Origin of the sequence: Cobetia sp. LC6 (assembly GCF_030264805.1) — a bacterium.
In the GTDB taxonomy this organism is placed as follows: Bacteria; Pseudomonadota; Gammaproteobacteria; order Pseudomonadales; family Halomonadaceae; genus Cobetia.
This window is the reverse complement of the sequence record NZ_JASSPL010000003.1, coordinates 186,965-213,202: the sequence shown is the minus strand read 5'-3', so window position 1 is coordinate 213,202 and position 26,238 is coordinate 186,965. Positions and strand designations below refer to the sequence as shown.

At 60.5% G+C, this 26,238-nt stretch carries 21 protein-coding genes; 8 read left to right on the top strand and 13 right to left on the bottom strand.

Annotated features, from left to right (window positions below):
* Positions 1 to 230: 230 nt before the first annotated feature.
* The 6 genes from QQF40_RS05900 to QQF40_RS05875 form a co-directional block, all read right to left on the bottom strand.
* Positions 231 to 719: a hypothetical protein gene (locus QQF40_RS05900; protein WP_285460695.1), complete on the bottom strand. Its 489-nt coding sequence runs from the start codon at positions 717 to 719 to the stop codon at positions 231 to 233.
* Between the two features lie 355 nt (positions 720 to 1,074).
* A complete protein-coding gene (locus QQF40_RS05895) occupies positions 1,075 to 1,908 on the bottom strand; it encodes a CsgG/HfaB family protein (protein WP_175088915.1) in 834 nt (277 codons plus the stop codon).
* Positions 1,909 to 1,935: 27 nt separating this feature from the next.
* Positions 1,936 to 2,349 (bottom strand): curli assembly protein CsgF, encoded by a 414-nt coding sequence (locus QQF40_RS05890; RefSeq protein WP_054556371.1) that lies wholly within the window; start codon positions 2,347 to 2,349, stop codon positions 1,936 to 1,938.
* A gap of 76 nt (positions 2,350 to 2,425) precedes the next feature.
* Entirely contained in the window at positions 2,426 to 2,929 is a 504-nt protein-coding gene (locus QQF40_RS05885; protein ID WP_285460694.1) for a CsgE family curli-type amyloid fiber assembly protein, read from the bottom strand.
* An 11-nt stretch (positions 2,930 to 2,940) separates the two neighbouring features.
* Positions 2,941 to 3,624 (bottom strand): LuxR C-terminal-related transcriptional regulator, encoded by a 684-nt coding sequence (locus QQF40_RS05880; protein ID WP_043331668.1) that lies wholly within the window; start codon positions 3,622 to 3,624, stop codon positions 2,941 to 2,943.
* Positions 3,625 to 4,205: 581 nt separating this feature from the next.
* A complete protein-coding gene (locus tag QQF40_RS05875) occupies positions 4,206 to 4,844 on the bottom strand; it encodes a LuxR C-terminal-related transcriptional regulator (protein WP_052384307.1) in 639 nt (212 codons plus the stop codon).
* 482 nt (positions 4,845 to 5,326) lie between these two features.
* Here QQF40_RS05875 and rdgB point away from each other — a divergent pair, with 482 nt between their 5' ends.
* The 4 genes from rdgB (at position 5,327) to QQF40_RS05855 (ending at position 9,817) form a co-directional block, all read left to right on the top strand.
* A complete protein-coding gene (rdgB, locus tag QQF40_RS05870) occupies positions 5,327 to 5,947 on the top strand; it encodes an RdgB/HAM1 family non-canonical purine NTP pyrophosphatase (protein ID WP_175088917.1) in 621 nt (206 codons plus the stop codon).
* Complete coding sequence (hemW, locus tag QQF40_RS05865) at positions 5,947 to 7,146, top strand: radical SAM family heme chaperone HemW (RefSeq protein WP_285460693.1); 1,200 nt, start codon at positions 5,947 to 5,949, stop codon at positions 7,144 to 7,146. The genes rdgB and hemW overlap by 1 nt, the downstream gene beginning before the upstream one ends.
* A gap of 85 nt (positions 7,147 to 7,231) precedes the next feature.
* Complete coding sequence (locus QQF40_RS05860; protein WP_043331663.1) at positions 7,232 to 7,894, top strand: YiaD family glycine zipper/OmpA-like lipoprotein; 663 nt, start codon at positions 7,232 to 7,234, stop codon at positions 7,892 to 7,894.
* 228 nt (positions 7,895 to 8,122) lie between these two features.
* Entirely contained in the window at positions 8,123 to 9,817 is a 1,695-nt protein-coding gene (locus QQF40_RS05855) for a 23S rRNA (adenine(2030)-N(6))-methyltransferase RlmJ (protein ID WP_175088919.1), read from the top strand.
* Between the two features lie 114 nt (positions 9,818 to 9,931).
* Here QQF40_RS05855 and QQF40_RS05850 read toward each other — a convergent pair whose 3' ends face one another.
* The 6 genes from QQF40_RS05850 to rpmH form a co-directional block, all read right to left on the bottom strand.
* Positions 9,932 to 11,749, bottom strand: a complete 1,818-nt coding sequence (locus QQF40_RS05850) for an ABC transporter ATP-binding protein (RefSeq protein WP_285460692.1) — start codon at positions 11,747 to 11,749, stop codon at positions 9,932 to 9,934.
* Positions 11,746 to 13,641 carry an ABC transporter ATP-binding protein gene (locus QQF40_RS05845; RefSeq protein ID WP_285460691.1) on the bottom strand — a complete coding sequence of 632 codons (1,896 nt, stop codon included), beginning with the start codon at positions 13,639 to 13,641 and terminating at the stop codon, positions 11,746 to 11,748. The genes QQF40_RS05850 and QQF40_RS05845 overlap by 4 nt, the downstream gene beginning before the upstream one ends.
* A 154-nt stretch (positions 13,642 to 13,795) precedes the next feature.
* Positions 13,796 to 15,214 (bottom strand): tRNA uridine-5-carboxymethylaminomethyl(34) synthesis GTPase MnmE, encoded by a 1,419-nt coding sequence (mnmE, locus tag QQF40_RS05840; RefSeq protein WP_285460690.1) that lies wholly within the window; start codon positions 15,212 to 15,214, stop codon positions 13,796 to 13,798.
* A gap of 210 nt (positions 15,215 to 15,424) precedes the next feature.
* Positions 15,425 to 17,089, bottom strand: coding sequence for a membrane protein insertase YidC (gene yidC, locus QQF40_RS05835; protein ID WP_175088922.1), 1,665 nt, complete (start codon positions 17,087 to 17,089; stop codon positions 15,425 to 15,427).
* Positions 17,090 to 17,208: 119 nt separating this feature from the next.
* Positions 17,209 to 17,598, bottom strand: a complete 390-nt coding sequence (rnpA, locus tag QQF40_RS05830; protein WP_175088923.1) for a ribonuclease P protein component — start codon at positions 17,596 to 17,598, stop codon at positions 17,209 to 17,211.
* 11 nt (positions 17,599 to 17,609) lie between these two features.
* The gene (rpmH, locus tag QQF40_RS05825; RefSeq protein ID WP_043331656.1) at positions 17,610 to 17,744 is read right to left on the bottom strand and encodes a 50S ribosomal protein L34; all 135 of its coding nucleotides are present in this window, start codon (positions 17,742 to 17,744) and stop codon (positions 17,610 to 17,612) included.
* Positions 17,745 to 18,629: 885 nt separating this feature from the next.
* Between rpmH and dnaA the strand changes: the two genes are divergently transcribed.
* The 4 genes from dnaA to gyrB all read left to right on the top strand — a co-directional run bounded on the left by dnaA (position 18,630) and on the right by gyrB (position 25,064).
* Positions 18,630 to 20,117, top strand: a complete 1,488-nt coding sequence (gene dnaA, locus QQF40_RS05820; protein WP_175088924.1) for a chromosomal replication initiator protein DnaA — start codon at positions 18,630 to 18,632, stop codon at positions 20,115 to 20,117.
* Between the two features lie 145 nt (positions 20,118 to 20,262).
* Positions 20,263 to 21,366 carry a DNA polymerase III subunit beta gene (gene dnaN, locus QQF40_RS05815; RefSeq protein ID WP_285460689.1) on the top strand — a complete coding sequence of 368 codons (1,104 nt, stop codon included), beginning with the start codon at positions 20,263 to 20,265 and terminating at the stop codon, positions 21,364 to 21,366.
* Between the two features lie 175 nt (positions 21,367 to 21,541).
* The gene (recF, locus tag QQF40_RS05810; RefSeq protein WP_153636738.1) at positions 21,542 to 22,627 is read left to right on the top strand and encodes a DNA replication/repair protein RecF; all 1,086 of its coding nucleotides are present in this window, start codon (positions 21,542 to 21,544) and stop codon (positions 22,625 to 22,627) included.
* A gap of 19 nt (positions 22,628 to 22,646) precedes the next feature.
* Positions 22,647 to 25,064: a DNA topoisomerase (ATP-hydrolyzing) subunit B gene (gene gyrB, locus QQF40_RS05805; RefSeq protein WP_175088926.1), complete on the top strand. Its 2,418-nt coding sequence runs from the start codon at positions 22,647 to 22,649 to the stop codon at positions 25,062 to 25,064.
* Between the two features lie 146 nt (positions 25,065 to 25,210).
* On the opposite strand, the gene QQF40_RS05800 is transcribed toward gyrB, so the two are convergent.
* On the bottom strand, positions 25,211 to 26,140 hold the full coding sequence (locus tag QQF40_RS05800; protein ID WP_175088927.1) for an alpha/beta hydrolase: 930 nt from the start codon (positions 26,138 to 26,140) through the stop codon (positions 25,211 to 25,213).
* Positions 26,141 to 26,238: the final 98 nt, after the last annotated feature.

Here is a 26,238-nt window from a genome sequence, read left to right as displayed (position 1 = left end):
ACAGTCTGGTTTTTCGTGATCCGCGACATCATGTTGTACTGCTACTGCTCTTTTATGGCCTTGCCAGGAGGTTGTATTCGTCATGCAGGTCTCTTGACTACATGTAAGTGAGAACCTCTCCTGGCCAGGCAAAATTCGTATTGGCGATTCGATGAAAGCGGCTGTTCAGCCATCACCTTCACAAGCATCATTGTCATGGAGCGATGTCATGCGAGCCATCGTGATAAAGATCACTGTTGTATGACCTGGACACGCATATGGCCCCGTGAATATTGAGTGATACTTGCCGGTATCTGACTACTGGCCTGTTGTAGAAGCGTGGCGCTTCCCCCGATGCCTATCTGCTGAATGCTGGCGCTTTGACCAACACCTTGCTGAATGATCAGCGCATCATGATATTGGCCATGCTGAAGAATGCTGGCCTCATGCAGGGCACCCTCTTGCAGTGTGTATGCCGTGTTTCCATTGCCATATTGGTCGACACCTGCTTCATTCAGGGCACCGCTCTGGCCAATCAATGAGGCGTTGCCATTGCCATGCTGAGCGATCATCGCTGTGTTGTATGTGCCAGATTGCTCGATGACTGCCACTGAGTGGCTGCTTCCCAATTCGGAGGTGGTCGCCAGGTCATTGGCCAACACCCATAAGCTGAGTGTCAGTGATGAAAAGAAAAGGCAGGCCTGTAGCATTCTTATTTGTTGATGCTTTGCCGAAGCCATGGCGTGAGTCCATCCAGGTGACCGTCTAAGTGCACTAACTATTGGTCTTTATCGAGGCCATCGCCATCAGTCATTTTCGGGTTTATGAGGGCTAGAGATTGCTACTCATAATGTCTTGCCCATTAGCGGTGTGTAATGACAAAGGGTGGCCAGATTTTCAGCACCGTTCAGGGAGGTATTACTGTTGACGGTATTAGACGCATGCTACTTCATGCTTTGTTGTTTTATTTATCTCTTATGTTTATGCCGATACGAAAAAGGCAGCCACCTCTTGTGAGGTGACTGCCTTTCAAGGGAGAGATAAACACCGCGAATACCACGATGCTCTCTTCGGGGGCTTGGATGTGTGCCGGCTCTACAACATCGGAGTCGGGGCTTGCAGATACTCCATCAGTTCTGATGTCTGAAGGCTGTCCGGGTCCTGGAGAACCCAGAGCTGGCGTTCGACGCCTTGCGCAATCAAGTGAATCACGGCGGATTCGATGGCGGACATGACCGCCATCTGTACGGGTTCATTGCTGGTATACCCCGCCTCCATCTCCAGCAAGCGACTGAAATCGATGAAGCGATAGACGCCCGCTCTCAGCTCCCGGGAGTAGATCGTCTTGCTGGTATTGACGTTGGCGATGACCTGCCCCGTGGTGATATCGACAGCGCGTAGATTGACCGTCACCTGATCTACCTGATACTGACCAGAGGCGCCGATGCCGAAGTATTCCGCGCCTGCCCCGCCTGTTCTGACATTGGAGTCGAAGGCAATGATGCCACCCTCGAACAGCAGGTTGGCAGCTTGCAGCGCGGCAAGATCATTCTGGCCTGTGCGCTCCATGTTGGCACGGATGATCTTGCGCTCTGTCAGCAGGTTCTGCAGTCCCACGCGCTCGAGGGGGATGAACCAGCCGGAGTCCGACAATGCGGCGCTCAGCATGGCGGCTCCGCCCTGGGTGACCGCCGTAGAGAAGGTACTGGCAGGGGCAGGCCGGTACTGGCCCGTCTGGTCACGGAAGTCGTAGATGGCGACCGGGATACGGCCGGCAGGAGGCGGTAGACTGATCAGATCCTGATAGGTGGAGGTTCTTGGCATCAAGGTGCTGGGCACCCCTTCAAGACCCTGGGTATTGGCGACCATCGGTGCACAGCCAGCAAGCGCCAGGCTGGCGACGGCCAGCATGGAAGTGAGTGTCTTCATTGAGCGAAACCTTTCATCAGTAGCGGATCAGAATGTATTGCCTGATGTGCCGAGGTTGATGACGGTGGTTTCACCTGTGGCGCGATCAAGCACCTGCATGGAGAAACCGCCATTGCCGTTACTGATGACTTCGACACGCAGCTGAGCGCTGTCGATCACGCTGGAGCGGCCGGGTTCTGTGGAATCGACAGCATCGGTGATGGCATCGGATACCAGGCTATTGCGCAGGTCGCTGATGAAAAGTTCTGTTTCGGAAAGACTATCGAAGGAGTAGGCATCAGGATCCTCGTGGGTGTCCTGGGCCTGGGCCTTGCCAAGCAGATAGCTGCCATTGAGAGGGTTGCCACCAAAACTCGGGTTGATGGGCTGATAGATGAGTTCACCGGCATATAGCGGCATCGCCGACAACAGCAACGACACCGCGAGTGTCTGATGCTTCATGATGTTCCCCTGTTCCCTTGCGTATTGTCAGGGTCTCCGTGTCCGGAGCCCATTTATTATGTCGGTCTTCAATACATCAGAATTCGTCACCGGCCATGTCCGGGTCATTGCGCAGGGCTTCCATGACCTTGCGACGCAGGAACTGGTCGGAGACGTTTGATACAGCGGCGCTGGCGTACATATCCACGTCATTAAGGCGCGGAGGGAGCGTCGCTTCATACAGAACGTTGTTGCCTTCGGTGATCCAGATGAGGCTGCCCCAGCGTGCTGAGGGGCGTTCATGGATACTGAGGGATGTGTTGCGGATGGCTGGGCTATCGAGGCGTTGCTGGCTGAACTGGCGGAAGAAGGTCTTGCCGATCATGGTCATGGTACGATCGATCATCACCCCACTTAGACCGTCGGAAAGCGTGGGGCGAGCGCGCTGGATGGCGACCCCATCTTCCCCCTGACGGCGAGCCTGCTGCTCTTCACTGGCAACGGATACCTCGGGTCGCACCGCCTCCGGCGCGGATTGCGCGAAGGCGGGCGACAGACTGAAGCATGTCAGTCCCCAGGCGACCACCTGGCGGCTTGTCATGCCCCGACCGTTCACGACATCTGTGCTCTGCGAGCGATGCGTGGGGTGCGCGAGACAGGCATTGCCAGGTTCTGACGTGCCCAGTTCATGGCCTGAATGCGGTTATGCACCTTGATCTTGCGGAAGATGTTGTAGAGATGTGACTTGACCGTGTGTTCACTGACGAACAGCTGGTCAGCAATCTCGGTATTCGAGGCACCCGTGCCCAGCAAGCCGATGATTTCCACCTCACGCTGGGTCAGACCACAGACCGGGCGATAGGCGTTGAGCTGCTGACGGCGATAGAAATCCAGCAGGCGGGTCATCAGCGGTCGGGACATCCACATGTCGCCTTCCAGCAGTTTCGCGATGCCCTTGCTGATCAGTGAGAGGCTGTCCTGTCGGTAGAACACGCCTTGAAGATGGGTGCTGACCAGCAGGCTGGCAGCTTCCTCTTCATCACTGATGTTGATAGCGGCCAGCTCTGCGCTGGCATCCTGGCTGGCATCTGCATCCCAGCGTTGCATCGTGCCTTCATCGACGTGGTCGGTGTCCAGCAGCACTATCGTTCTTTCTGCCTGCCCGGGTGTGTAATCCTCGTCGGGGCTTGCGGAAGCCACCTGACACTCAAGCTGCTGGCGAATGTAATCCATGAAAAGCGCTGACTGCGGATTGCAGTCAGTCACCAGCAGCACCATTGCGTTCCCTGTAATCATGGTGCGAGACCTCTGAGTTGTCGTACCGATTTTCTTGGCGGAGCCATATCTGAAGTGTGGTTGGGTGAGTCGTGTAGCACTGCACTCATTCACGTCGGGCATTACGCGCTGAGCACCTTTATAGGATTGCGCGATAGTGGGGATAAGGCAACCTCTAATCAGTACTTGCTAAAATAACCAGTTTATCCTTCCCCTCCAGTTCTGATTTGACCCAGAAAAAGAATAGGAAAAACAGTACGTAAACCTGATGAAAATAGCGCTGGTCATGATGACCCTTCTCGAGAGTGCAATGAAAACCAGACCTTTGCGCTTTTTTTACCAAGCTTTTTACTGGTTCAAAGGTACCACATATCTAATACTGAAAAGCGTCTCTTCAATGTCATTATGTAACTGGGCTTGTCTTTTTGTATCCACGTATTTGAGGGGTGTCAGGAATGCGACGCAGTACTGCACATGAGTCATTTCACTCTTGAAAAGTGAAGCGCTTACTACGCGTAGCCGACTTGGGGCATGCTCTGTCGCAGTGGTTACCTCACAGGTCCGCCTCGTGGGAGAGGTGGTCGCCCAGCGTCACCTGAGCCTCAGGATTCCGGCTCCGTCGTGCGCTTGGGGATGTAAAGGTTGAGGTGCTCGTGGGCCCACTGGATCGCCTGATGGCGGTTGTGGACTCTGATCTTGCGAAAAATGTTATATAAATGAGATTTCACGGTGTGCTGGCTCAACATCAATCTATGCGCGATATCTGCATTACTTTGCTGTGAGGCAATGAGTGACAATATTTCCAGTTCTCGTTGTGTCAGTCCCATGACAGGCTGAAAGGCAATCTGTTGTTGTTGACGATAATGACGAATCAGCGTCTGCATGATATTGCGAGTCAGCCAGTTTTCATTCTCGAGTATCTTGCCGATTCCCTTGCTGATCTGTTCAAGGCTGTCCTGGCGATAGAAGATTCCACTGAAAGGAATATTCAGAAGTAGTGAGATGGCATCGTCTTCATGTTCGACATTGAAGGCAGCGATCTTGTCGATATGACTCCATCGCATCATCTGGGCCAGACTGCACTGGGTGCTGTCGATCAGCACCAGGCAGGGAGATGACGGCAGTGGGGCTTCATGGTGGCAGGCCTCGACGACACATTTCAGTGTCTCTTGCAGGTACTCGACGAACAGTTCGGTCTGCGGTGAAGGGCTTGTCACGAACAGGACTCTGGTAGCAGTCATGGGGGCGCTCCTGTCGCAAGCGTTGGGGGGGCTCATCATCAGCAGGCTGAGGCGGAGACATGAATCCACGGTGATTCGATGGTTGTCTTGAAGTCTAGTCGAGTGTCATCCGGGGGCTGGCGCTGCGCATAGTGTTAGATGGCATAACGCATATTCCTTTTATTTCTCAATTTAAAGATATACAAATCATCGAGTTACGCGATTCTTTCGGTTGATGCTTACTTGCTTGAGCCGCGAGGCACAGACAAATCCTGCACTGGCATTAGCCCGCTATGGGGCAGATAGCCTGTATCGGCCTGTCAGTCATCAAGTTGAGCACATGAGTGATATCGGCCCATGACACCATGGATCTCAGTCGTGCCTGGCGCAGACCCCTCGCGTGTACGCATCGGACGCACGCGCTAGAATGGGGTGCTGCAAGCGCCTCGCCCGTGTGACTCACACGCGGCCGCATTCTCGTTGTTCCTATCCCGGAGATTCACATGTCCGCTTCTTCTCTCGTACTGGCCAGTGGCAATGCCGGCAAGCTACGTGAATTTTCCCACCTGCTCGCGCCGCTGGGGATCGAACCGATTCCTCAAGGGCAGCTGGGAGTGAGTGACGCCGAAGAGACAGGGCTGACCTTCGTCGAGAATGCATTGATCAAGGCGCGCCACGCCGCAGAGGCCACCGGCCTGCCGGCGCTGGCAGATGATTCCGGGATCGAAGTCGATGCGCTGGGCGGGGAGCCGGGCATCTATTCCGCACGCTTTGCCGCGCGGCGTCAGCAAGGTAGTGGTGATGGTGACAACAACGCCGCCCTGTTGGCAGCGCTTGAGGGCGTGCCTGAGCAAGCGCGTACGGCGCGCTACTGGTGCGTGCTCGTCTATCTGCGCCATGCGGCAGACCCGGTGCCGATCATCGTTCAGGCCAGTTGGGAGGGGTGTGTTCTTGACGCGCCACAAGGCGAGGGTGGCTTCGGTTATGACCCGCTTTTCTGGTTGCCGGAGCATGACATGACCGCCGCGGCCCTGGATGCCGAGACCAAGAACCGTCTCAGCCACCGGGGACGTGCGATGCAGCAGTTGCTCGAGGCGCTTGCCGCGCAGAGCGGTCAAGCGTGATGTCCGCCGCGAACCTGCCGCCTCTGTCGCTCTATATTCACGTGCCGTGGTGCGTGCGCAAGTGCCCCTACTGTGACTTCAACTCCCACGGGGTCGGGCGTGATGCCGGCTTGCCTGAAGCGGAATACATCACGGCACTGCTGGCCGATCTCGATCAGGACCTGCAGTTGCTGCAGGGCCAGCCCGAGCGTGAATTGCACAGCATCTTCATCGGCGGCGGCACGCCGAGCCTGCTGAGCGGAGCGGCTTACCAGCGACTGTTCGATGGCCTGCGGGCGCGCATGACGTTCTCTGCCGACTGCGAGGTCACGCTGGAGGCCAATCCCGGTACGCTGGAGCAGGGCCGCTTTGCCGCCTATCGCGCCGCCGGCATCAATCGCTTGTCATTGGGCGTGCAGACCTTCCAGCCGGAGCAGCTCGAGGTGCTGGGGCGTATCCACTCCGCTGAAGAAGCCGAGCGCGCGGTGGCCAGCGCACGGGCGGCGGGCTTCGACAATTTCAATATCGATCTGATGCATGGCCTGCCGGGCCAGACATTGGAGACGGCGCTGGATGATATCCGGCGTGCCCTGGCACTCAAGCCGACCCATCTGTCCTGGTATCAATTGACGCTGGAGCCGAATACCGAGTTCTATTCGCGTCCGCCGGTACTGCCGGAAGATGATCTGCTGTGGGATATCCAGGATCATGGTCACGCCGAGCTGGAGGCTGCCGGTTTCCGTCGTTACGAGATTTCCGCCTATGCCCTTGAAGGGCGCAGCGCGCGTCATAACCTCAATTACTGGAAATTCGGTGATTACCTGGGCATCGGAGCGGGCGCGCATGGCAAGTTGACGTTGTTGAAAACCGACCCGGCTGGGAACTTGAACGATGAGTTGCAGCTCCAACGACGTTGGAAAAGTCGTCAGCCTGAAGCGTACTTGCGCAGGATGCAGGACCCTCGCGGGTTCGTGGCGGGTCAGCAGGAAATTGACCGCGATGAGCTGGCGCTGGAGTTCATGATGAATGCACTGCGCTTGACCGGGGGTGTCAGCTTCGAGGATCTGCGTCGCACGACCGGGCTGGATCGCGAGGCATTGGAGCCGGGCCTGAGCCAGGCGCGCTCGCGCGGGCTCATCGTTGAGGATGACGTGCTGTTGCGCGCCACGCCCCGGGGCTTATTGTTCCTCAATGACCTGCTGGCCATGTTCGACACCTGATTGATCAGGCATTATCGGAGGCATGACGATTATTTGCGCAATTGTCATCTTGCCTTTAATGAGTGTGTAGATAGGGAGCGTTACCATGAAGAAGTCTGTACTCCTGGCCCTGCCGTTGGCAGCCGCCGTCGCGATGGCGGGTTGTTCCACGACCAACCCGTATACCAATGAGCAGCAGACCTCCAGTGCGGCGAAGGGTGCCGGCATCGGTGCGGTCGTCGGTGCAATCGCCGGAGCGACCAAGAGTGGTAACCATCGTCTCGACAAGGCGCTGATCGGCGCCGCTGCGGGTGCCGCCGCGGGCGGTGGTATCGGCTATTACATGGATGTTCAGGAAGCCAAGCTGCGCGATCAGTTGCAGGGCACCGGCGTCAGCGTGACCCGTGTCGGCGACCAGATCATCCTCAACATGCCGTCCAACGTCACCTTCGGCTCCGACTCCAGCACCCTGTCCGGTCAGATTCAGCCGGTCATGGATGGCGTCATCACCGTGCTCAAGGAATACGACGAGACCCGCGTCAACATCGCGGGCTATACCGATTCCACCGGTGCCAGCAACTACAACCAGAACCTGTCCGAGCTGCGTGCCCAGGCCGTCGGCAACTATCTGGCCAGTGGTGGCATCGCCTTCAACCGTCTGAACATGCGCGGTTATGGTGAAGCCAGCCCGGTGGCATCCAACGACACCGCCTCCGGGCGCGCCCAGAACCGTCGCGTCGAGATCACGCTGACGCCGATGGAAAGCTGAGTATCCATCAGCTGCCATGGCGGCATGATGGTGAATGACCACGAGGCCTGCGCTTTTGCGTGGGCCTCGTTGCTTGGCAAGCACGGCTTTTGGGGTGACAAGTGATCATCTCTGCTATCCTTCAGCCCCTTCGGCGGCCTTGTCTGGTTTTCCTCTCGTCGCCGCCCCCCGATTTCTATCTGCTGCCTCGCTGGATGTGGCAGATATCGCCGTATCAAGGAGGCGCTCTTGCTCGCCTATCAGCACGCCTATCACGCTGGCAATTTTGCCGACCTGCACAAGCACCTGCTCGCCACCACCCTGGCCGAGCAGTTATTACGTAAAGAATCTCCCGTTACGTTTATCGACACTCACGCCGGTCGTGGCTGGTATCCGTTGGCGGCCCGCGAGACGGAACAGCTGCGCGAATACGAGCAGGGCGTTCTGCCGTTGTGGCAGGTGCGTGATCGCTGGCTGACCGATGCGGGTGAGCCGAAGTCTTCGTCAGCTGACAAGCCGTTGGCTCGCTGGCTGGCACGTCTGGCGGACATGCAGCCGGATGTCGCCAAGGGCGGCGCCAGCGAGCTGAGCGTCTATCCCGGTTCGCCCTGGTGGCTGAGCCAGTCGCTGCGCCGCGGCGATCGCCTGTTGGCCTATGAGCTGCATCCGGGCGAGATCTACCACTTCGATCAGGCGCCGGTGCAGCGTGACAGCCTCGGCAAGGTCATGCGTCGTCAGCAGGATGGTCTGTCCGGTCTGTTGGCGGCCGTGCCGGTCACCACGCCGCGCGTCGCCGTGCTGATCGACCCCAGCTATGAGCTGAAGAATGATTACCGTGATGTGGCAGATGTCGTGGTCGAGACCCTGCGCAAGTCACGTCATGCCACCATCATGATCTGGTATCCGCTGCTGCCGGCAGGGCGTCAGCATGACCTGCTCGAGCGTCTCAAGAAGCATTCGCCGGCACCGATGTGGCGCAGTGAGCTGACGATCGATTCACCGGAGGGGGATCACGGCATGTACGGTTCCGGCATGCTGGTGATCAATCCACCGTGGCAGTTCGATCGTCAGTTCTCCATCGCCATGCAGGAAGTGGTCGAGGTGCTCAAGAGCGCGCTGCCGGCTCCGCAGTCGGTTGCCGTCGAGCACAAGGGCCTGTGGTGGCTGTCGGAAGAGGTCGCCCGTGCGCGCAGTGAGCCCAAGCCGATGCCGCGTGAACGACTACTGGCGCTGCGCAAGCTCAATCAGAAGGTCAAGCGCGACAGCGATGTCGAGGTGACCCAGGCCAAGCCCAAGCGCGAGAAGCTCAAGCGTGGTGAAGGCTGGGCCAAGCCTCGCGTGCGCAATGACAGTGCGACGCCCAAGGCCAAGGGCAAGCGTCATTCCGCGACTGCCAAGCCCAAGACCAGCATCAAGGCGCAGATCAAGGATCAGGTGCACGGGCATTCGGCGCCGAGTGAGAAGCGCGTCAGTGAGAAGCCTGCCGAGCGCAAGTCGACGGCCGCTGTCGAGCCCACTCGTCCGCGCGGCAAGGGCGAGACGGCAGGCAAGGGGGCGGGCAAGGATTCTGCCAGCTGGAGCGACTGGTCCTCCAGCGTGCCGGGCAAGGGCCGCCGCGAAGGTACCACGCGGGTCAGCATGCGCAGTACGCCGGCGATCGGCCGTGATGGTCAGGTCAATCCGAACAGCACGACCAAGCTGCCCAGAAAGTACGCGGCCAAACAGCGCCCTGAAGACAACAAGGATGTCGGCAAGCCGCTGGATGCGCGTGAAGCGCGTGCCCTGCGTGAGAAGCAGGAAAGCAATGCCATGAAAGGCAAGGCTGCCAAGGGCGGCGCCAGCAAGGAAAGCTCTGGCAAGTCAGCAGCTGGCAAGACGAATTCAGGCAAGGCAGCGTCTGGCAAGAAACAGGGCAACAAGCCACGCGGCCCGCGCAAGCCGTGATGACTGAGATGAACGCAGTACGCTGAGCGCCATATCAAGAGCTCGGACTGACAACGCCCCCGCAGGCCATGCCTGTGGGGGCGTTTGCATCATGGGGGCCGTTGGCCTGCCTGATCAGTGCGCGATGTCTTCTCGCCATAACCGCCGATAGAGGCCGGATTCTGCCATCAGGGCATCATGGGGCCCCAGCTGGGTGATGCGGCCCTGTTCCAGCACCAGCAGGCGGTCTGCATCGCGCACTGTGGCAAGCCGGTGTGCCACCACGATCAAGGTCACTTCGCCACGCAGCTCATGCAGTGCCTGCTGCAACAGGGCTTCGGTATGGCTATCGATGCTGGCGGTGGCCTCATCCAGCAACAGCACGCGTGGTGTCGTGACCAGTGCGCGTCCGAGCGCCAGCAATTGGCGCTCACCCGTGGAAAGACTCAGGCCGCGCTCGCCCAGCAAGGTGTCGAGCCCCAGCGGAAGACTATTGACCAGCGGCGCCAGATGCGCCTTGTGCAGAACCCGTGACAGGTGCTGCTGGCTGATCTCACGTCCCAGCAGCAGGTTGTCGCGCAGTGTCGTGGCGCGGATGAAGGGCTCCTGCGGGACGACGGCTATCGCGGTAGCGCGCTGTCGAGCCGACCACTCCATCAGCGGACGACCATCCAGCAGCAGCTGAGACCCCGGGGCAGGGCGCTGCCCGCTGAGCAGATCGAGCAGGGTGGACTTGCCGCTGCCCGTCGGGCCGACCACGCCGAGAAACTCACCGCTCTCGATGGCAAGCGTCAGGCCTTTGAGGGCCGAGCCCTCCGCACCCTGATGGCGGAACGTCAGATTCTCGAGTTGATAGTGACCACTCGCTATCACGGTGTTGTCCGTGTGCCCATGCGTGGATTTCCTCGCGGCGCGCTTATCTGGCTCAGGCGTCTCGCGCGGCCGGTCCAGGACCTCTTCCAGCCGGCCTGTCGCCACCAGCGCCGACTGGAAGACCTGCAGTCGCTGTGTGATCTGGATCAGGGGCTCGCTGATGCGACCCAACCAGGCGATGAACGCGTAGAGCACCCCCAGTTCTGCACCGCCGCCCAGTTCGCGCAGCCCGAACAAGGCGACCAGCGAGAGCGTGATCAGCATCGCCATCAGGTCGATGGCCGAACGCAACAGCAGCCCCGACACACGCACCGTGCGCATGCGCGCCTGATACTGGGAGACGTTGAGGTGATGGTAGCGCTGACTGAAGCGTTCGGTCTGGTTGCTTGCCTGCAGCACACTCATGCCGCCGATCGCCTCGGCAATTCTGGCATTCTGCAAGGCGCGCAGGCGGCGTACCTCGCGTGCAGCACGCCCGGAGAAGCGCTGATACAGCCAGATCATGCCGATGGAGAGCGGTACCAGCGCCGTCGCGATCATCGCCAAGGTGCCATCCATCAGGGCCATCGCCGACAGGATGCCGATCAACAGCACCACATTGCCGATCAGTGTCGCCAGCACCCCGATATACAGCTCCTTGAGCGACTCGGTGTCGTTGGTCACGCGGGCCACCAATTCACCGGCGGCGATATTGTCGAGGGTCGATAGTGGTTGATGCAGCAGGTGTGTGAAGACTCGCTCACGGATATCGCGCACGCTGGCGAGGGCCAGACGGGCAAAGCGCAGCTGCTGGAAATAGCGCCCGGCGGCGGCGCCCAGCTGGGTGATCACGTAGATGGCCACCAATCCGGCCAGAGCCTCGGGAGCGAGGTTGCCGGGAATCAGGTAGTCATCCAGATAGCGCTGGGTCAGCCACGGACCAAGCACATCCAGTACGGTCGCCGCGATCAGGATCAACAGCGCGCGCAGGACCTCTGCGCGGCGCCTGCCCAGCGGTTGCCAGAGCAATGTCAGCCGCCGTCGGCTGAGCAGGCGAGTGCCGCTGAGGGTGTCGGGTCGTGTCGCGGCATCCTGGCTCATGAGCGCTCCGCCTTGGCATCGTCTTCGCGGTTGACCTGCTGGGCCTGCCATAGGCGCCAGTAGGCGCCGCGGGCGGCCAGCAGACTGGCGTGATCGCCCTGTTCCAGGATGCACCCGTCCTCGAGCACCAGAATCTGCTGGCAGGCCTGTACGGCAGACAGGCGATGGGAATTGATGATCAGCGTGCGCTTGAGGCCGTGGTGATCGGGTTGCTGCAGACGCGCCAGAGTCTTCAGCAGAGTGCGTTCGGTGACCTGGTCGACCGCCGAGAGGGTGTCGTCCAGCAGCAGGATAGGCGCCTCGCTGAGCAGGCTGCGTGCCAATGCCAGTCGCTGACGCTGGCCGCCGGAGAGTGTGATGCCTCGCTCACCCACCAGCGTTTCCAACCCCTGGGGGAGGCGGCGCAGATCCTCCTCGAAGGCTGCTGCGCGCAGCGCCTCGCGGATTCGCTCGTCAGAGGCCTCGGGGCAGGCGAGAGCGACATTGTCGGCCACCGAGAGCGCAAACAGAAACGGGTCCTGGGGGACCAGTGAGAACTGCTGACGCCAGGTAGATAGTGTGTACTCACTCGCTTCTCTGCCGCCAAGCGTCAGGACCCCTTGCTCAGGTGTCAGAGGCCAGCTGCGCGACAGCAGACGCAGCAAGGTGGACTTGCCACTGCCGGTCGCGCCGACGATCCCCAGACTCCCCCCTGCCGCCACCTGAAGGGAGAGGGGGCCCAAGGCACGTTGCTGGCTGCCCGGGTAGTGGAATTCATTGATTTCAAAGCGTAGTGAATGGTCACTGACCTCGTCCAGAGTGCCGCTGCCCTCAAGGGCTTCTGGTGCGGCGTGGAAGGTAGCCAGCCGCCGTGCGGCTGCCGCGCCGCGCTGCAGGATATTCAGGCACCAGCCAAGCGCGAACATCGGCCAGATCAGCTGCGCCAGATAGAGCGTGAAGCTGGTCAGTTGGCCCAGGGTGATGGCGTCATCCAGATAGCGCCAGCTACCTACGCCCAGTGTCATCAGCGTCGCCGCCGAGAGCGCAATGAACACCACCGGATCAAAGGCTGCCTCCAGCTTCTGGACGCGATAATCGACGGCTTCGGCGGCGGCGGCACGCTGAGAGAACCTTGCGCCTTCATCCTCCAGCAAGGCATGGCTTCTGAGCATGCGAATGCCGGCGAAGGCTTCCTGGGTCTGGTCATTCAGGTCCGAGAAGCGCTCCAGAGATTCGCGGAAACTCTCTCCGATCCGCCGCGAGATGCGTGCGAAGGCCCAGGCCATGAAAGGGAAGGGCAACAGCGCGAGCAGCGTCAGCGGCACATCGATGGCGATCAACATGATGCCGAGCACCAGCACGAAGGTCATGGCGCCATCGACACTGGACAGCACGCCTTCTGCGGCGGCCATCTCCACGGCATCGATGTCCTGACTGGCGTGCGCCATCAGGTCTCCGGTGCGATGGCGCTGGTAGAAGCCGGGGTCCAGGCGCGTCAGCTTGGCATGGAAGGCATCACGTTGCTCCGTCCCCAGCTGATAGGCGGTACCGAACAGCGTCACGCGCCAGGCATAGCGCAGTGCATAGAGCACGAGCCCCGCGCCTACCAGCCACAACAGGCGTTTCAGCAAGGCGTCGTGGTCCAGGCTGCCGTCACGCAACGCGTCGATGGTGGCGCCGATGGCCCACGGCAACAGCAGATTCAGCCCCGCGACCCCGATCAGGAACGCGATGGCCAGCAGATAGCGGGGCCAATGGCGGGTGAAGAAGTCGAGCAGCAGGTGGCGCAACGGGGCCTCGGGGAGAGGCCCGGTAGTCAGCTCGGCGTCAGGGGCCGGCGGAGGGGAGGCACTGGAGTCACGGGACTCGCGATGGGCATCCTGCGGTCTGTTCGATGTCGCGCGTCCCGCCATGTCGGCTCCCGGTCTGCCCCTGCCCGCCTCCGCCACTCGGAGGGGTCGGCAGAGGCAGTATAACGAGAGGGAGACAGCCAGACGCAAGCACTGTCGACAAGAGGAGAGCCCGCCTGCGGGCGGGAGTCAGCTCGGTGCGATCACTTCGGTGCAATCACTTGCCGATGCAGAAGCTGCCGAAGATTTCTCCGAGCAGGTCATCGGCGGAGAATTCGCCGGTGATCTCGGACAGCGCCATCTGGGCGGCGCGCAGGTCTTCGGCCAGCAGCTCCCCGGCACCGGCGCCATGCAGCTGGGCGTCGCCGTTGTCGAGGGACTCGCCAGCGCGTTCCAGCGCATCCAGGTGGCGGCGGCGGGCGCTGAAGCGACCCTCTGCCGTGCCGGTGAAGCCCATGATGTCCTTGAGGTGATCACGCAGCGCATCGAGGCCCTGATTGTCGCGCGCCGAGATGCGCACCACGCTGGCCTGGTGGCGTGCCAGCTCGGCATCACCATCCTGCGTTGCGGTGATGGCGGTCAGCCCCGGCGTCTCGCCGCTGGTATCGATCTTGTTGCGGACCAGCGTCAGGCGGGACGGGTCCGGCAGGCGCGCGACGAACTCCGGCCAGATCTCCATCGGGTCCGTCGCCGAGGTAGTCGCGGCATCGACCAGCAGCAGGACGCGGTCCGCCTTCTCGATCTCGTCCCAGGCGCGCTGCACGCCGATGCGCTCGACAGCGTCCGGCGTGTCGCGCAGCCCGGCGGTATCGATGATATGCAGCGGCATGCCGTCGAGATGGATGTGCTCACGCAGCACGTCGCGGGTGGTGCCTTCGATGTCGGTGACGATGGCGGTGTCCTGCTCGGTCAGCGCATTGAGCAGGCTCGACTTGCCGGCATTCGGGCGGCCGGCGATCACCACCGTCATGCCCTCGCGCATCAGAGCGCCCTGGTTGGCAGCGGCGCGCACGCCCACCAGCTCTGCCTTGACCTCATTGAGGCGCGCCGCGACATGGCCGTCGGCCAGGAAGTCGATTTCCTCTTCGGGGAAGTCGATGGCGGCCTCGACGTAGATGCGCAGCTCGATCAGGCGCTGCACCAGCGCGCTGACGCGCGTCGAGAACTCGCCCTTGAGCGAGCGCAGCGCATTCTCGGCCGCTGCGCGTGAGCTGGCGTCGATCAGGTCGGCGATGGCCTCGGCCTGGGCGAGATCCAGCTTGTCGTTGAGGAAGGCGCGCTCGCTGAATTCACCGGGGCGTGCCAGGCGTGCGCCCAGCTGCACGCAGCGCTCCAGCAGCAGGTCCATGATCACCGGGCCGCCGTGCCCTTGCAGCTCCAGCACGTCCTCGCCGGTGAAGGAATTCGGGCCCTGGAAGTAGAGCGCGATGCCTTCATCGAGGGCGATGGGGTTGCCCTGGGTATCCAGCCCCATGAAGGGACCATAGTGGGCGCGGCGTGCCGACGGGCATTGGCCCAGCATGGCCTGGGCGATGGCCTGACAGGCCGGGCCGGAGACACGGATGATGCCGACGCCACCACGGCCGGGCGGAGTGGCCAGGGCCGCGATGGAGTCAGGCTGGTAGGCGGTAGACATGCACAAACCTCGGGCGCGAAGCCGGAATGAAGATGAAGGAGATGGCCGCTATTGTCGCGGCTGGAGGCCCGTGACAGCAAGCGGGGTGATGGGGGAGGCGCCTTGCGGCGGGAGTGTCGGCGCAGCCGCCGGAATCAGAGTCCCGAAACGCCACGACCCTCGCCGAGGCGAGGGTCGTGGGTGAGTCATGTCAGGCGAACCTGAAAGGCATCATGCGCCTTTCTTGGTTGGCTCGGCATTCTCGATCTGACGGGTGATGACGTACTGCTGAGCGATCGACAGCGTGTTGTTGACGATCCAGTACAGCACCAGACCCGCCGGGAACCACAGGAAGAAGAAGGTGAAGACGATCGGCAGCATCTTCATTATCTTCGCCTGAGTGGGGTCCGGAGGCGTCGGGTTCAGCTGCTGCTGAATGAACATCGTCAGGCCCATGATGATCGGTAGGATGAACAGCGGGTCCTTCACTGACAGATCCTGGATCCACAGCATGAACGGTGCGTGGCGCAGTTCGACGGATTCCATCAGCATCCAGTACAGGGCGATGAAGACCGGCATCTGGATCAAGATCGGCAGACAGCCACCCAGCGGATTGATCTTCTCCGTCTGGTAGAACTTCATCATCTCCTGGGAGACCTTCTGGCGGTCGCTGCCGTACTTTTCCTTGATGCGCTGCATCTCGGGGCCCATCTTGCGCATCTTGGCCATCGAGCGGTACGCGGTCGCGGACAGCGGGAACAGCACGACCTTGACGAGAACGGTCAGCAGGATGATGGAGGCACCCCAGTTGCCGACCAGCGCGTGGATGTGCTCCAGCAGCCAGAACAGCGGGTTGGCCAGGAACCACAGCCAGCCGAAGTCGACAACCAGCTCCAGGTAGGGAGCGGTCGCTTCCAGCTGGTCCTGATCCTTCGGGCCAACGAACAGGGTCGCGCCGAGCTCAGCCTGCTGACCCGCGGCGATCTGGGTCGTCGGGCTCGCGAAGGCGGCGACATTGCGGTTCTGCTTGTCGACGTTGGCGTAGTAGAGGTTCTTCTGGTTGTCAGCCGGCACCCAGGCAGACACGAAGTAGTGCTGGATCATGGAGACCCAGCCACCCTGGACGTCGACATTCTTGAAGCTGCCGTCCTGGATGTCTTCGAAATCGACCTTCTGGTAGTGATTCTCTTCAGAAGAGAACGCTGCCCCCAGATAGGACTTCATGCCCATGCCGCCACCGCTGGTCGGGTCCGCGCTGTTGTCACGGGCCAGCTGGCCGATGAAGCGAGCATTGATCGGCTGCTGGGTCTGGTTGTCCAGCAGGTAGTCGACCTTGATCTGGTAGCTGTCCTGGCTGACGGTGAAGCGCTTGATGACCGCAACACCATTGATGTCGGCCTTCAGGTCCACTTGCAGGCTGTCGTCACCCTCGGCAAGGGTGTAGCTGTTGCTGTCGGCAGAGAAGGCGATACGGCCCTTGTGGCCATCCAGCTGCAGGCCGGACTTGGCCACGTAGCTGCGTGACTGATTGTCGGACAGCAGCACGAAGGGCGACTCGGAAGCATTGTTCTGCTTGTGCGCGAGCAGCGCTGCATAGACCACGTCGCCGCCCTGCGGATCGATACGCAGGTCCAGCACGTCAGTCTTGACTTCAATCAGGTTGTTGCTCGGGGTGCTTGCTGCGCTATCCGGCGTGGAGAGGCCGGTATCGCCATTGGCAGTCGTGCTGCTGCTCGGGGCTTCAAGGCCTTGCGCAGTGGCATTGGCGGCCTGAGAGGCAACCTGGGGAGCCTGTGTTTCCGCAGCCGGCTGGTCGTAGTCCTTGTTCCACTGGACCACCATCAGATAGGCGACAACCGCAAGCGGAATCACGAGGAGTAATCGTTTGACGTCCATGGTGTATACCCGTTGGAGGGTGAATCAATCTGGCGGGGAGTCAGATGAGTCCGGTCACGAACGGTAGGGCGTATAACGAAAAAAACGCCACATGCCGGACGCACCGGGCAGGTGTCGCGTCAGGCAGGTGGCGTTGACTTGGCCGCTTTCTGGCGTCTGGCGTCCCTCTCCAGACGAGCCCACATGCCGTCCAGCTGGCGATGCAGAGTCTCGTTGTCCAGCTCGGTCACGCCTCGCTTGGCCAGTACGACGATGTCGACGGCCGGAAGGCGCTGCTGGCGGAGGCGAATGGATTCGCGCGTCAGACGTTTGAGGCGGTTGCGATCTACGGCACGGCGCACGTTCTTCTTGCTGAACACCAACCCCAGGCGGGCATGTCCCAGGTCATTCGGACACGCCAGGGCCAGAAGCCCCTTGCCGTGTACCTTGAGGGTGGTGTGATCGAAGACGTGCCGGTAATCCCCGGCAGTCAGCAAGCGAAGCTGCCGGGGAAATCCCTGACGGGACATCCGGGCCTCGATCAGGCGCTCAGACGCTTACGGCCTTTCGCACGACGACGCTGGATGACCTCACGGCCACCTTTGGTCGCCATACGAGCACGGAAACCGTGTGTGCGCTTGCGCTTCAGGACGCTCGGCTGAAATGTGCGTTTCATAGCTGCTTCTTCCCACGTGGTTGTTTGGAAAAGGTCAACGAATGTTGCCCTGTATCCACATGAGGACAGGGCAGATTGGTCAGGGGCAGGGATTCTAGTGAATCTGCAAGTGGCTTGCAATGTCGCGTTGGAAGTTGTCCACAGCCCGTTCGCGGCATTTGACGACAGATATCGTCTACGTCGCCCGCCATATGGCGCTTCGTGTCTCACGCGGATCATGCGCAAGACAGGCCTTCGGGCACAAAAAAATTCGTTTCGGCGTCCTTGAGCCAACAGGCACCGCTCGCCAGGCAAGCGATCAGCGCTTTTTCAGCGCTCAGTGGGGCTGAGTGATTGGCATCGCCCGCCATGGCGATGCGGGGGAAGGGGCAAGTCCTGTGTTCGGTCGTGAGCCTCAAGGACTCGCGTTTCTGCAGAGCGGTTGTGCACTCACGCCGCTGGCGTGTCAGTGCGCCGAAACGTCGCAGTGGATAACCCGAAATTCTGCCGGCGCTATCACAGCCCCTCGCACCTCGCGTGATTTGAAGATCGCGGGGCTACTGTCATTACTACTAGAAAGTCATTCTGAATAACCAATAACTGTAAAGGAGGGCAGTTCCTGTGGATAACCTGTTTTTTCGTATCTTGCTCAATTGCATGTCGATAGGACAGCTCTGGCGATAAGTGGTGGGCAACCTGCATTCAGCCTGTGTATGGCTATGTGTATAACTGTCGTCTTGTCCACAGTCGAAATCTTGTGCTCGGACGCTCCCCAGCTTGTCCCGATGCGGATACTTGAAGAATACCGATGTTGTCCACAGCGCTTTTTGCGGCAGATGTCGTGTGGATAACTCGTGGCTTGGCCTATACAATGGCCGCCCCTTCGACAACTGGATGTGAGGTCGCGTGTCGCTCGCACTTTGGCAACAATGTCTTGACGCCCTGCAAGACGAGCTGAATTCACAGCAGTTCAATACTTGGGTTCGTCCCCTGCAGGCCGAGGAAGGCGACAGCGGAGAGCTGTGCCTGCTCGCCCCCAACCGCTTCGTGCGTGATTGGGTCAATGACAAGTACCTCAAACGAATCCACGAGCTGCTGCGTGAGCTGGCACCGGGCAAGCCGCCCAAGGTCGAGCTGAGCGTCGGTAGCCGTCGGACCGTCTCGAACCCGCGTCCGGAAGGCGCGGCTGCGTCGCCGGTATCTGCCCAGGCGCCGGCGCCGGGTCAGATGCCGAGCCCGCGTGCCCCTTCCGTGCATACGCCACCGCGAGGCAATTTTGCGGAAGAGCGTGAGATGGCCGGCGATGGCGCCCAGGAACAGGCACCGCGTCGCAACACGCGCCAGGTGCAGGTAGAAGGTAGCCTCAAGCATTCCAGTGGCCTGAATCCGAACTTCACCTTCGAAACCTTTGTCGAAGGCAAGTCCAACCAGCTGGCTCGCGCGGCTTCGCGCCAGGTCTCCGAGAATCCCGGCGGCGCCTACAACCCGCTGTTCCTGTATGGCGGCGTGGGTCTGGGCAAGACCCACCTGATGCACGCGGTGGGCAATCATCTGGCCAAGCAGGGCGGCGAGAATGCCAAGGTTGTCTACCTGCACTCCGAGCGCTTCGTGGCGGACATGGTCAAGGCGCTGCAGCTCAATGCCATCAATGACTTCAAGCGTTTCTACCGTTCGGTGGATGCGCTGCTGATCGATGACATCCAGTTCTTCGCTGGCAAGGAGCGCTCCCAGGAGGAGTTCTTCCACACCTTCAATGCGTTGCTCGAGGGCGGGCAGCAGATGATTCTGACCTCGGACCGCTATCCGAAGGAGATCAATGGGGTCGAGGAGCGTCTCAAGTCACGCTTCGGCTGGGGGCTGACAGTGGCCATCGAGCCGCCGGAGCTCGAGACGCGCGTCGCGATCCTGATGAAGAAGGCCGATCAGGCCAAGGTCGATCTGCCTCACGATGCTGCCTTCTTCATCGCGCAGAAGATCCGCTCCAACGTTCGCGAGCTGGAAGGTGCCTTGAAGAAGGTCATCGCCGACTCCCACTTCATGGGGCGCGCGATCAATCAGGACTTCATCCGTGAATCCCTGAAGGATCTACTGGCGCTGCAGGACAAGCAGGTGGGGGTGGACAACATCCAGCGCACCGTGGCCGAGTACTACAAGATCAAGATTTCCGATCTTCACTCCAAGCGTCGCTCGCGCTCCGTCGCCCGACCGCGTCAGGTCGCGATGGCGCTCGCCAAGGAGCTGACCAACCACAGCCTGCCGGAAATCGGCGATGCCTTCGGTGGACGAGACCACACCACCGTGCTGCATGCCTGTCGCAAGGTGGCCTCGCTGCGAGAAGAGAATGCCGATATCCGCGAGGACTACAAGAACCTGCTGCGTCTGTTGACCAGCTGATCGAATTGCAGCGGCAGGTCGGGTTGGCGACAATCACGCTATCGACCTGCTGTGCTCCGGGCTTGCCTGTCGCGGCCCCGAATTTCTTTTGCGTGCGCGCTGCCTGTCAGCGAGCATTGCCCCGTTTCCAGAGAGTGGAGTCTCCATGAAATTTGCCATTTCGCGTGAAGCCCTGCTGCGCCCGCTGTCCCTGGTGGCGGGTGTCGTCGAGCGTCGCCAGACACTGCCTGTGCTGTCCAATGTGCTGCTTGAGGTGTCCGATCAGCAGCTGTCGCTGACCGGGACTGACCTTGAGGTCGAGCTGATCGGGCGTGTCGAGCCCAGCCGTGTCGATGAGCCGGGTTCCGCGACGGTACCGGCACGCAAGCTGATGGATATCTGCAAGTCACTGCCCGAAGGCAGCGAGATCATTCTCGCGCTGGAAGAAGGGCGTGCCATTCTGCGCAGCGGCCGCTCACGCTTCACCCTGTCGACCTTGCCGGTGGCCGAGTTCCCGAACATCGATGATGGTCAGGGCGATATCACCGTCAGCCTGCCGCGCGGTACCCTCAAGCATCTGATCGACGCGACCTCCTTCGCGATGGCGCAGCAGGATGTCCGTTATTACCTCAACGGCATGCTGCTGGAACTGACCAGCAACCTGGTGCGTACCGTGGCGACCGATGGTCACCGCCTGGCCGTCTGCGAGCAGGCCGCTGACATCAGCGTGCCGGAAGCGCAGAAGCTGATCATCCCGCGCAAGGGTATCCTCGAGCTGACGCGCCTGCTCGACGGCAGCAACGAGCTGATGACATTGACGGTCAGCGGGACGCACGTGCGCGCCCAGACCGGCGACTTCACCTTTACCTCCAAGCTGGTGGACGGCAAGTTCCCGGATTACGAGCGCGTTGTCCCGCGTGGCGGTGACAAGGTCATCGTGGCCGAGCGTGCCGAGCTGCGTCAGGTACTGTCGCGCACCGCGATCCTCTCCAATGAGAAGTACCGTGGCGTGCGCCTCTATCTGGAGGCAGGCAACTTGCGCGTGCTGGCCAACAACCCCGAGCAGGAAGAAGCCGAAGAGAATATTGCCCTTGAGTATCAAGGGGCTGGCCTCGAGATCGGCTTCAATGTCGGTTACCTGATCGATGTGCTGGGAGTGCTGGATGCCGATCGCGTGCAGCTGACGCTTTCCGATGCCAACAGCTCAGCGCTGCTGGAAGAGCCGGGCGGTGGTGATGCACGTTACGTAGTGATGCCGATGCGTCTGTAATATCGTAATTGTAAGAAAATCAGAAACTTGAATCGTAATTGCGGTGCAGTTGATGCACGCAATCGCAGAATGAGCCTCGACAACACCCGCCATTTTCACTCCTGAATGGCGGGTGTTGTCGTATTTGAGCCCCGAAGGCGGCCATGGCTCTTTCTCTCTATCGAATGAGGCCGTCATGGCGCTTGAACGACTCCAATTCCAGAATCTGCGTAACCTGGCGACAGTCGATATGGCGCCAGGAAAAGGAGTGAATCTGGTCAGTGGTGCCAATGGCAGTGGCAAGTCGAGCCTGCTGGAAGGTATCCATGTGCTGGGGCTGGCGCGCTCTTTTCGCACGCACAAGCTCAAGCATGCCATTGCGCATGACACGGCGGGAATGACGCTGTTTGGCCGCCTGGCAGGCGATCCGCCGCGCCCCTTGGGGGTAAGGCGTGATCAGGCCGCAGATGGGCTGGAGATGCGGCTGGATGGCGAGAAGGTCGAGCGAGTCGCCCAGCTGGCTCAGGCCTTACCGTTGCAGCTGATCAACCCTGATGCCTTCCGTTTGCTGGAAGGTTCGCCCTCTGCCCGACGTGAGTTCCTCGACTGGGGTGTGTTTCACGTGAAACACGACTTCTTCGACGTCTGGCGCCGCGTGCGTCGGGCGCTCAAACATCGGAACGCACTGCTCAGGCATGGTAAGATGGACGTTCAGGCACTTAACGTCTGGGATCGAGAGTTTGCTCACTGGAGCGAGCGTCTTGATGCCCTGCGCATGGAATATATGCAGGCGCTGGCGCCTTTGTTTCAAGCCACGCTTGCCGAGCTGATTGATTTACCCGAGCTGACTCTGCGCTATCAGCGCGGTTGGGATGCCAAACGCCCTCTGGGCGACGTGCTGGCAGCAGGGCGCGACAGTGATAGCCATATGGGCTTTACCCAGACCGGCCCACAACGCGCCGACCTGCGTATTCGCCTGGGGCGACGCCCTGCAGTCGAGGTGTTGTCTCGCGGCCAGCAGAAGCTGGTGGTCAGCGCTCTCAAGCTGGCTCAGGGTCGCTTGCTCGAAGAAATGAACGGACGTACCTGTGTCTACCTGATCGACGATCTGCCGGCGGAACTGGATGGCGAGCATCGCCGTCTGTTCTGCCAGCTGTTGGCAGGCCTCGAGTGCCAGGTCTTCGTGACCTGCGTCGAACCCGAAACATTGGATCGGGTATGGTTGCCGAACACTGATGTCAGGATGTTTCACGTGGAACACGGGCGACTGCACACGGAATGATTTCACGACGGAGAAGCCAATGAGCGAACAGGCTTACGACTCATCAAGCATCAAGGTCCTCAAGGGCCTGGATGCCGTACGCAAGCGCCCCGGCATGTATATCGGTGATACCGATGACGGCACGGGGCTGCATCATATGGTGTTCGAGCTGGTGGATAACTCCATCGACGAGGCGCTGGCCGGTCACTGTAGCGAAGTCCGGGTCGTTATTCATGCCGACGAGTCAGTTTCCGTCAGCGACAACGGTCGTGGTGTGCCGACCGAAATCCATGAAGAGGAAGGCGTCAGCGCAGCGGAAGTCATCATGACCGTGCTGCACGCAGGCGGTAAGTTCGATGACAACTCCTACAAGGTCTCCGGCGGTCTGCACGGTGTGGGTGTCTCGGTCGTCAACGCGCTATCCGAAGAGCTCAAGCTGACCATCTGGCGTCAAGGCAATGTCCACGAGCAGATCTATCGCCATGGCGAGCCGCAGTCGCCGCTGGGCATCGTGGGCCAGACCGAGAAGACTGGTACCCTGGTACGCTTCAAGCCTTCGCCGCTGACCTTTGCCAATATCGAATTCCACTACGAGGTGCTGGCCAAGCGCCTGCGCGAGCTGTCCTTCCTGAATTCCGGTGTCGCCATCCGTTTGATTGATGAGCGCAGCGGCAAGGAAGAGCTGTTCCATTACGAAGGTGGCCTCAAGGCGTTTGTTGACCATATCAACACCAACAAGGCGCCCTTGAATCCGGTGTTCCATTTCGAGATGGAGCGTGAGGATGGCATTGCCGTTGAAGTGGCGATGCAGTGGAATGAAGGCTTCGCCGAGAATATCTTCTGCTACACCAACAATATTCCTCAGCGTGATGGCGGGACTCACCTGGCCGGCTTCCGTGCGGCACTGACGCGTACGCTCAACAGCTATATCGAGGCGGAAGGTCTGCTCAAGAAATCCAAGGTCGGTACGACCGGGGATGATGCCCGTGAAGGTTTGACTGCGATCATCTCGGTCAAGGTGCCGGACCCGAAGTTCTCCTCGCAGACCAAGGACAAACTGGTCTCTTCCGAGGTCAAGACAGCGGTTGAGCAGGAGATGGGCCGGTTGTTCTCCGAGTACCTGATCGAGAAGCCCAACGAAGCCAAGGCCATCGTCAACAAGATGCTGGATGCGGCTCGCGCACGTGAAGCCGCCCGCAAGGCGCGTGACATGACGCGACGCAAGGGGGCCCTGGATATCGCAGGCCTGCCGGGCAAGCTGGCTGACTGTCAGGAGAAGGACCCGAGCCTCTCCGAACTGTATCTGGTCGAGGGTGATTCCGCCGGTGGTTCCGCCAAGCAGGGCCGTGATCGTCGTACTCAGGCGATCCTGCCGCTGAAGGGCAAGATCCTCAACGTCGAGAAGGCGCGCTTCGACAAGATGCTGTCGTCTGCCGAGGTCGGCACGCTGATCACCGCGCTGGGGTGCGGTATCGGTCGTGAAGAGTTCAACCCTGACAAGCTGCGCTATCACTCCGTCATCATCATGACGGATGCCGACGTCGATGGTTCGCACATCCGTACGCTGCTGCTGACCTTCTTCTTCCGCCAGATGCCGGAACTGATCGAGCGCGGTCATATCTTCATTGCCCAGCCGCCGCTCTACAAGATCAAGCGTGGCAAGCATGAGCAGTATCTGAAGGACGAGCAGGCGCTGCAGGACTATCTGACCGCCACAGCGCTGGACGGCGGCAAGCTGCACGTCAACGCCGATGCCCCGGGCATCGCGGGCGCTCAGCTGGAAGCACTGGTCAACCAGTACCGTGGCGTGATGAAGCGTATCGATCGTCTGGCGCGTGTCTATCCATCTGCCGTGCTGCGCAAGATCGTGCATGCTCCGCATCTGGATGAGGCCGCACTCGCGGACCAGTCTCAGGCGCAAGGCTGGATCGACGGTCTCCAGAAGGAAATGGATGACCTGATCGCCTATGAGGGTGGCCCGCACTACAGCTTCACTCTCAGCCACGACGGCGAGCGCAATCTCTATCTCCCAGCAGTGACGCTGACGGCACATGGTGTCAGCAGTGATTACCTGTGGGATGTCGATTTCTTCAAGTCCGCCGATTACCGCGAGATGAGTGAGCTGGGCAGCATGCTGGAAGGCCTGCTGGAAGCTGGCAGCTACGTCTCGCGCGGTGAGCGCAAGAAGGAAGTCGTTACCTTCTACGAAGCCCTCGACTGGCTGATGAAGGAAGCGGCACGTGGCTTCAGTATCCAGCGCTACAAGGGGCTGGGCGAGATGAACCCGGATCAGCTGTGGGAAACCACCATGGATCCGGAGTCCCGTCGCATGCTGCGTGTGACCGTCGAGGATGCGATCGGTGCCGATCAGATGTTCAACACCCTGATGGGTGACGAAGTCGAACCGCGCCGTGACTTCATCGAGCGCTTCGCGCTGGTGGCCAACCTCGACGTATGATGGCGTTGAGCTAGCGCTTGGCGGATGTCTTGCCAAGTCAAGCCAGAAAAACGGCCCCTGATCTTCGATCAGGGGCCGTTTTTGCATGTGCGTGTTGCTGCAATCATTAACAAGGATGACAGTGCGGGACAGGGCTTGGCTCAGTCTCAGCCGGCGCGTTGCTCGTTCAGCCAGGCGATGATTCGCTCTGCCGTGATAAAGGCTGTCGCAAGCCCCAGGTGATTGATCGTCTCGAGGATTTCCACCTGCGCCACGGGATGGTGGGGTTGCAGACATTGGGCAAGACGTTCGGCATGAAATGCCTCGTCATGCTCGCCGATCAGCGCCATCACTGGCACCTGATGATGGGCGAGCGCCTTGAGGTCACCTTGATAGTCGCGAGGATTGAGGCCCGTCATCAGGCGCCACGAGTAGGCGTCGGTGGTATGTGCATCGCGGTACTCTGGTGGGATACTGAAGCCAAGCACCTCAATATGATCCAGGCGATGGATGCCGAGCCGGTTCAGGAGTGCGCAGGCCAGCATCCGCGCGATGCGTGGCTGTGCCCAGCGTGAATCACGTCGCATGTTGGGTGCGAGGTGATGCAGGTACGGCGCCAGCAGTATCACGCCGTGCAACGGAATATCGGCACGCTGGTGCTGACAGACAGCGGCCGAGAAGCGCAGTGCCAGGCCGCCTCCGGCAGAGTGACCAGCGACGATGACCCTGGCATCGGCTGGTAACTCGAGCGACAGGATCAGGTCCTCGAGATCTTCCTCGAGCTGGAGCAGGTGGTCGATGTCGCCACGTCGTTGTGGAGCTGGGCCGTGGCCGCGCAAGTCCGGCGTATGCACATGATGGCCGGCCTTAGCCAGGCGCGTTGCCAGCGATGCGAGATAACGGCTGTCAGCACTGGAGCCATGCAGCAGGATGAGGTGTGAGCGGCTCCCTGACATGCCTGCTGCGGGATAATGGCGACAGCCCAGGCTACTGTCATCGCGGCAGCGGTAGGGGACGAGTTCATTCGGCGCCGACCACGCTTCCTTGTCTGCCAGGAAGGTCGTGAAATCAAAGGCATGGCTGCTGGAATCTGGCATTGGCTACACTCGCTCGGAGGCCACGTCATGAAAAAAGCCCGCTATCTGAACCGGTCAGATAGCGGGCTTTTTCGTTCAAGTGCTCGGCGCACTCGACA

What these genes read in the sequence shown, in the direction of transcription:
- QQF40_RS05900 (WP_285460695.1), bottom strand. Translation starts at nt 719, where the DNA reads ATGGCTTCGGCAAAGCATCAACAAATAAGAATGCTACAGGCCTGCCTT.
- QQF40_RS05895 (WP_175088915.1), bottom strand. Translation starts at nt 1,908, where the DNA reads ATGAAGACACTCACTTCCATGCTGGCCGTCGCCAGCCTGGCGCTTGCT.
- QQF40_RS05890 (WP_054556371.1), bottom strand. Translation starts at nt 2,349, where the DNA reads ATGAAGCATCAGACACTCGCGGTGTCGTTGCTGTTGTCGGCGATGCCG.
- QQF40_RS05885 (WP_285460694.1), bottom strand. Translation starts at nt 2,929, where the DNA reads ATGACAAGCCGCCAGGTGGTCGCCTGGGGACTGACATGCTTCAGTCTG.
- QQF40_RS05880 (WP_043331668.1), bottom strand. Translation starts at nt 3,624, where the DNA reads ATGATTACAGGGAACGCAATGGTGCTGCTGGTGACTGACTGCAATCCG.
- QQF40_RS05875 (WP_052384307.1), bottom strand. Translation starts at nt 4,844, where the DNA reads ATGACTGCTACCAGAGTCCTGTTCGTGACAAGCCCTTCACCGCAGACC.
- rdgB (WP_175088917.1), top strand. Translation starts at nt 5,327, where the DNA reads ATGTCCGCTTCTTCTCTCGTACTGGCCAGTGGCAATGCCGGCAAGCTA.
- hemW (WP_285460693.1), top strand. Translation starts at nt 5,947, where the DNA reads ATGTCCGCCGCGAACCTGCCGCCTCTGTCGCTCTATATTCACGTGCCG.
- QQF40_RS05860 (WP_043331663.1), top strand. Translation starts at nt 7,232, where the DNA reads ATGAAGAAGTCTGTACTCCTGGCCCTGCCGTTGGCAGCCGCCGTCGCG.
- QQF40_RS05850 (WP_285460692.1), bottom strand. Translation starts at nt 11,749, where the DNA reads ATGAGCCAGGATGCCGCGACACGACCCGACACCCTCAGCGGCACTCGC.
- QQF40_RS05845 (WP_285460691.1), bottom strand. Translation starts at nt 13,641, where the DNA reads ATGGCGGGACGCGCGACATCGAACAGACCGCAGGATGCCCATCGCGAG.
- mnmE (WP_285460690.1), bottom strand. Translation starts at nt 15,214, where the DNA reads ATGTCTACCGCCTACCAGCCTGACTCCATCGCGGCCCTGGCCACTCCG.
- yidC (WP_175088922.1), bottom strand. Translation starts at nt 17,089, where the DNA reads ATGGACGTCAAACGATTACTCCTCGTGATTCCGCTTGCGGTTGTCGCC.
- rnpA (WP_175088923.1), bottom strand. Translation starts at nt 17,598, where the DNA reads ATGTCCCGTCAGGGATTTCCCCGGCAGCTTCGCTTGCTGACTGCCGGG.
- rpmH (WP_043331656.1), bottom strand. Translation starts at nt 17,744, where the DNA reads ATGAAACGCACATTTCAGCCGAGCGTCCTGAAGCGCAAGCGCACACAC.
- dnaN (WP_285460689.1), top strand. Translation starts at nt 20,263, where the DNA reads ATGAAATTTGCCATTTCGCGTGAAGCCCTGCTGCGCCCGCTGTCCCTG.
- recF (WP_153636738.1), top strand. Translation starts at nt 21,542, where the DNA reads ATGGCGCTTGAACGACTCCAATTCCAGAATCTGCGTAACCTGGCGACA.
- gyrB (WP_175088926.1), top strand. Translation starts at nt 22,647, where the DNA reads ATGAGCGAACAGGCTTACGACTCATCAAGCATCAAGGTCCTCAAGGGC.
- QQF40_RS05800 (WP_175088927.1), bottom strand. Translation starts at nt 26,140, where the DNA reads ATGCCAGATTCCAGCAGCCATGCCTTTGATTTCACGACCTTCCTGGCA.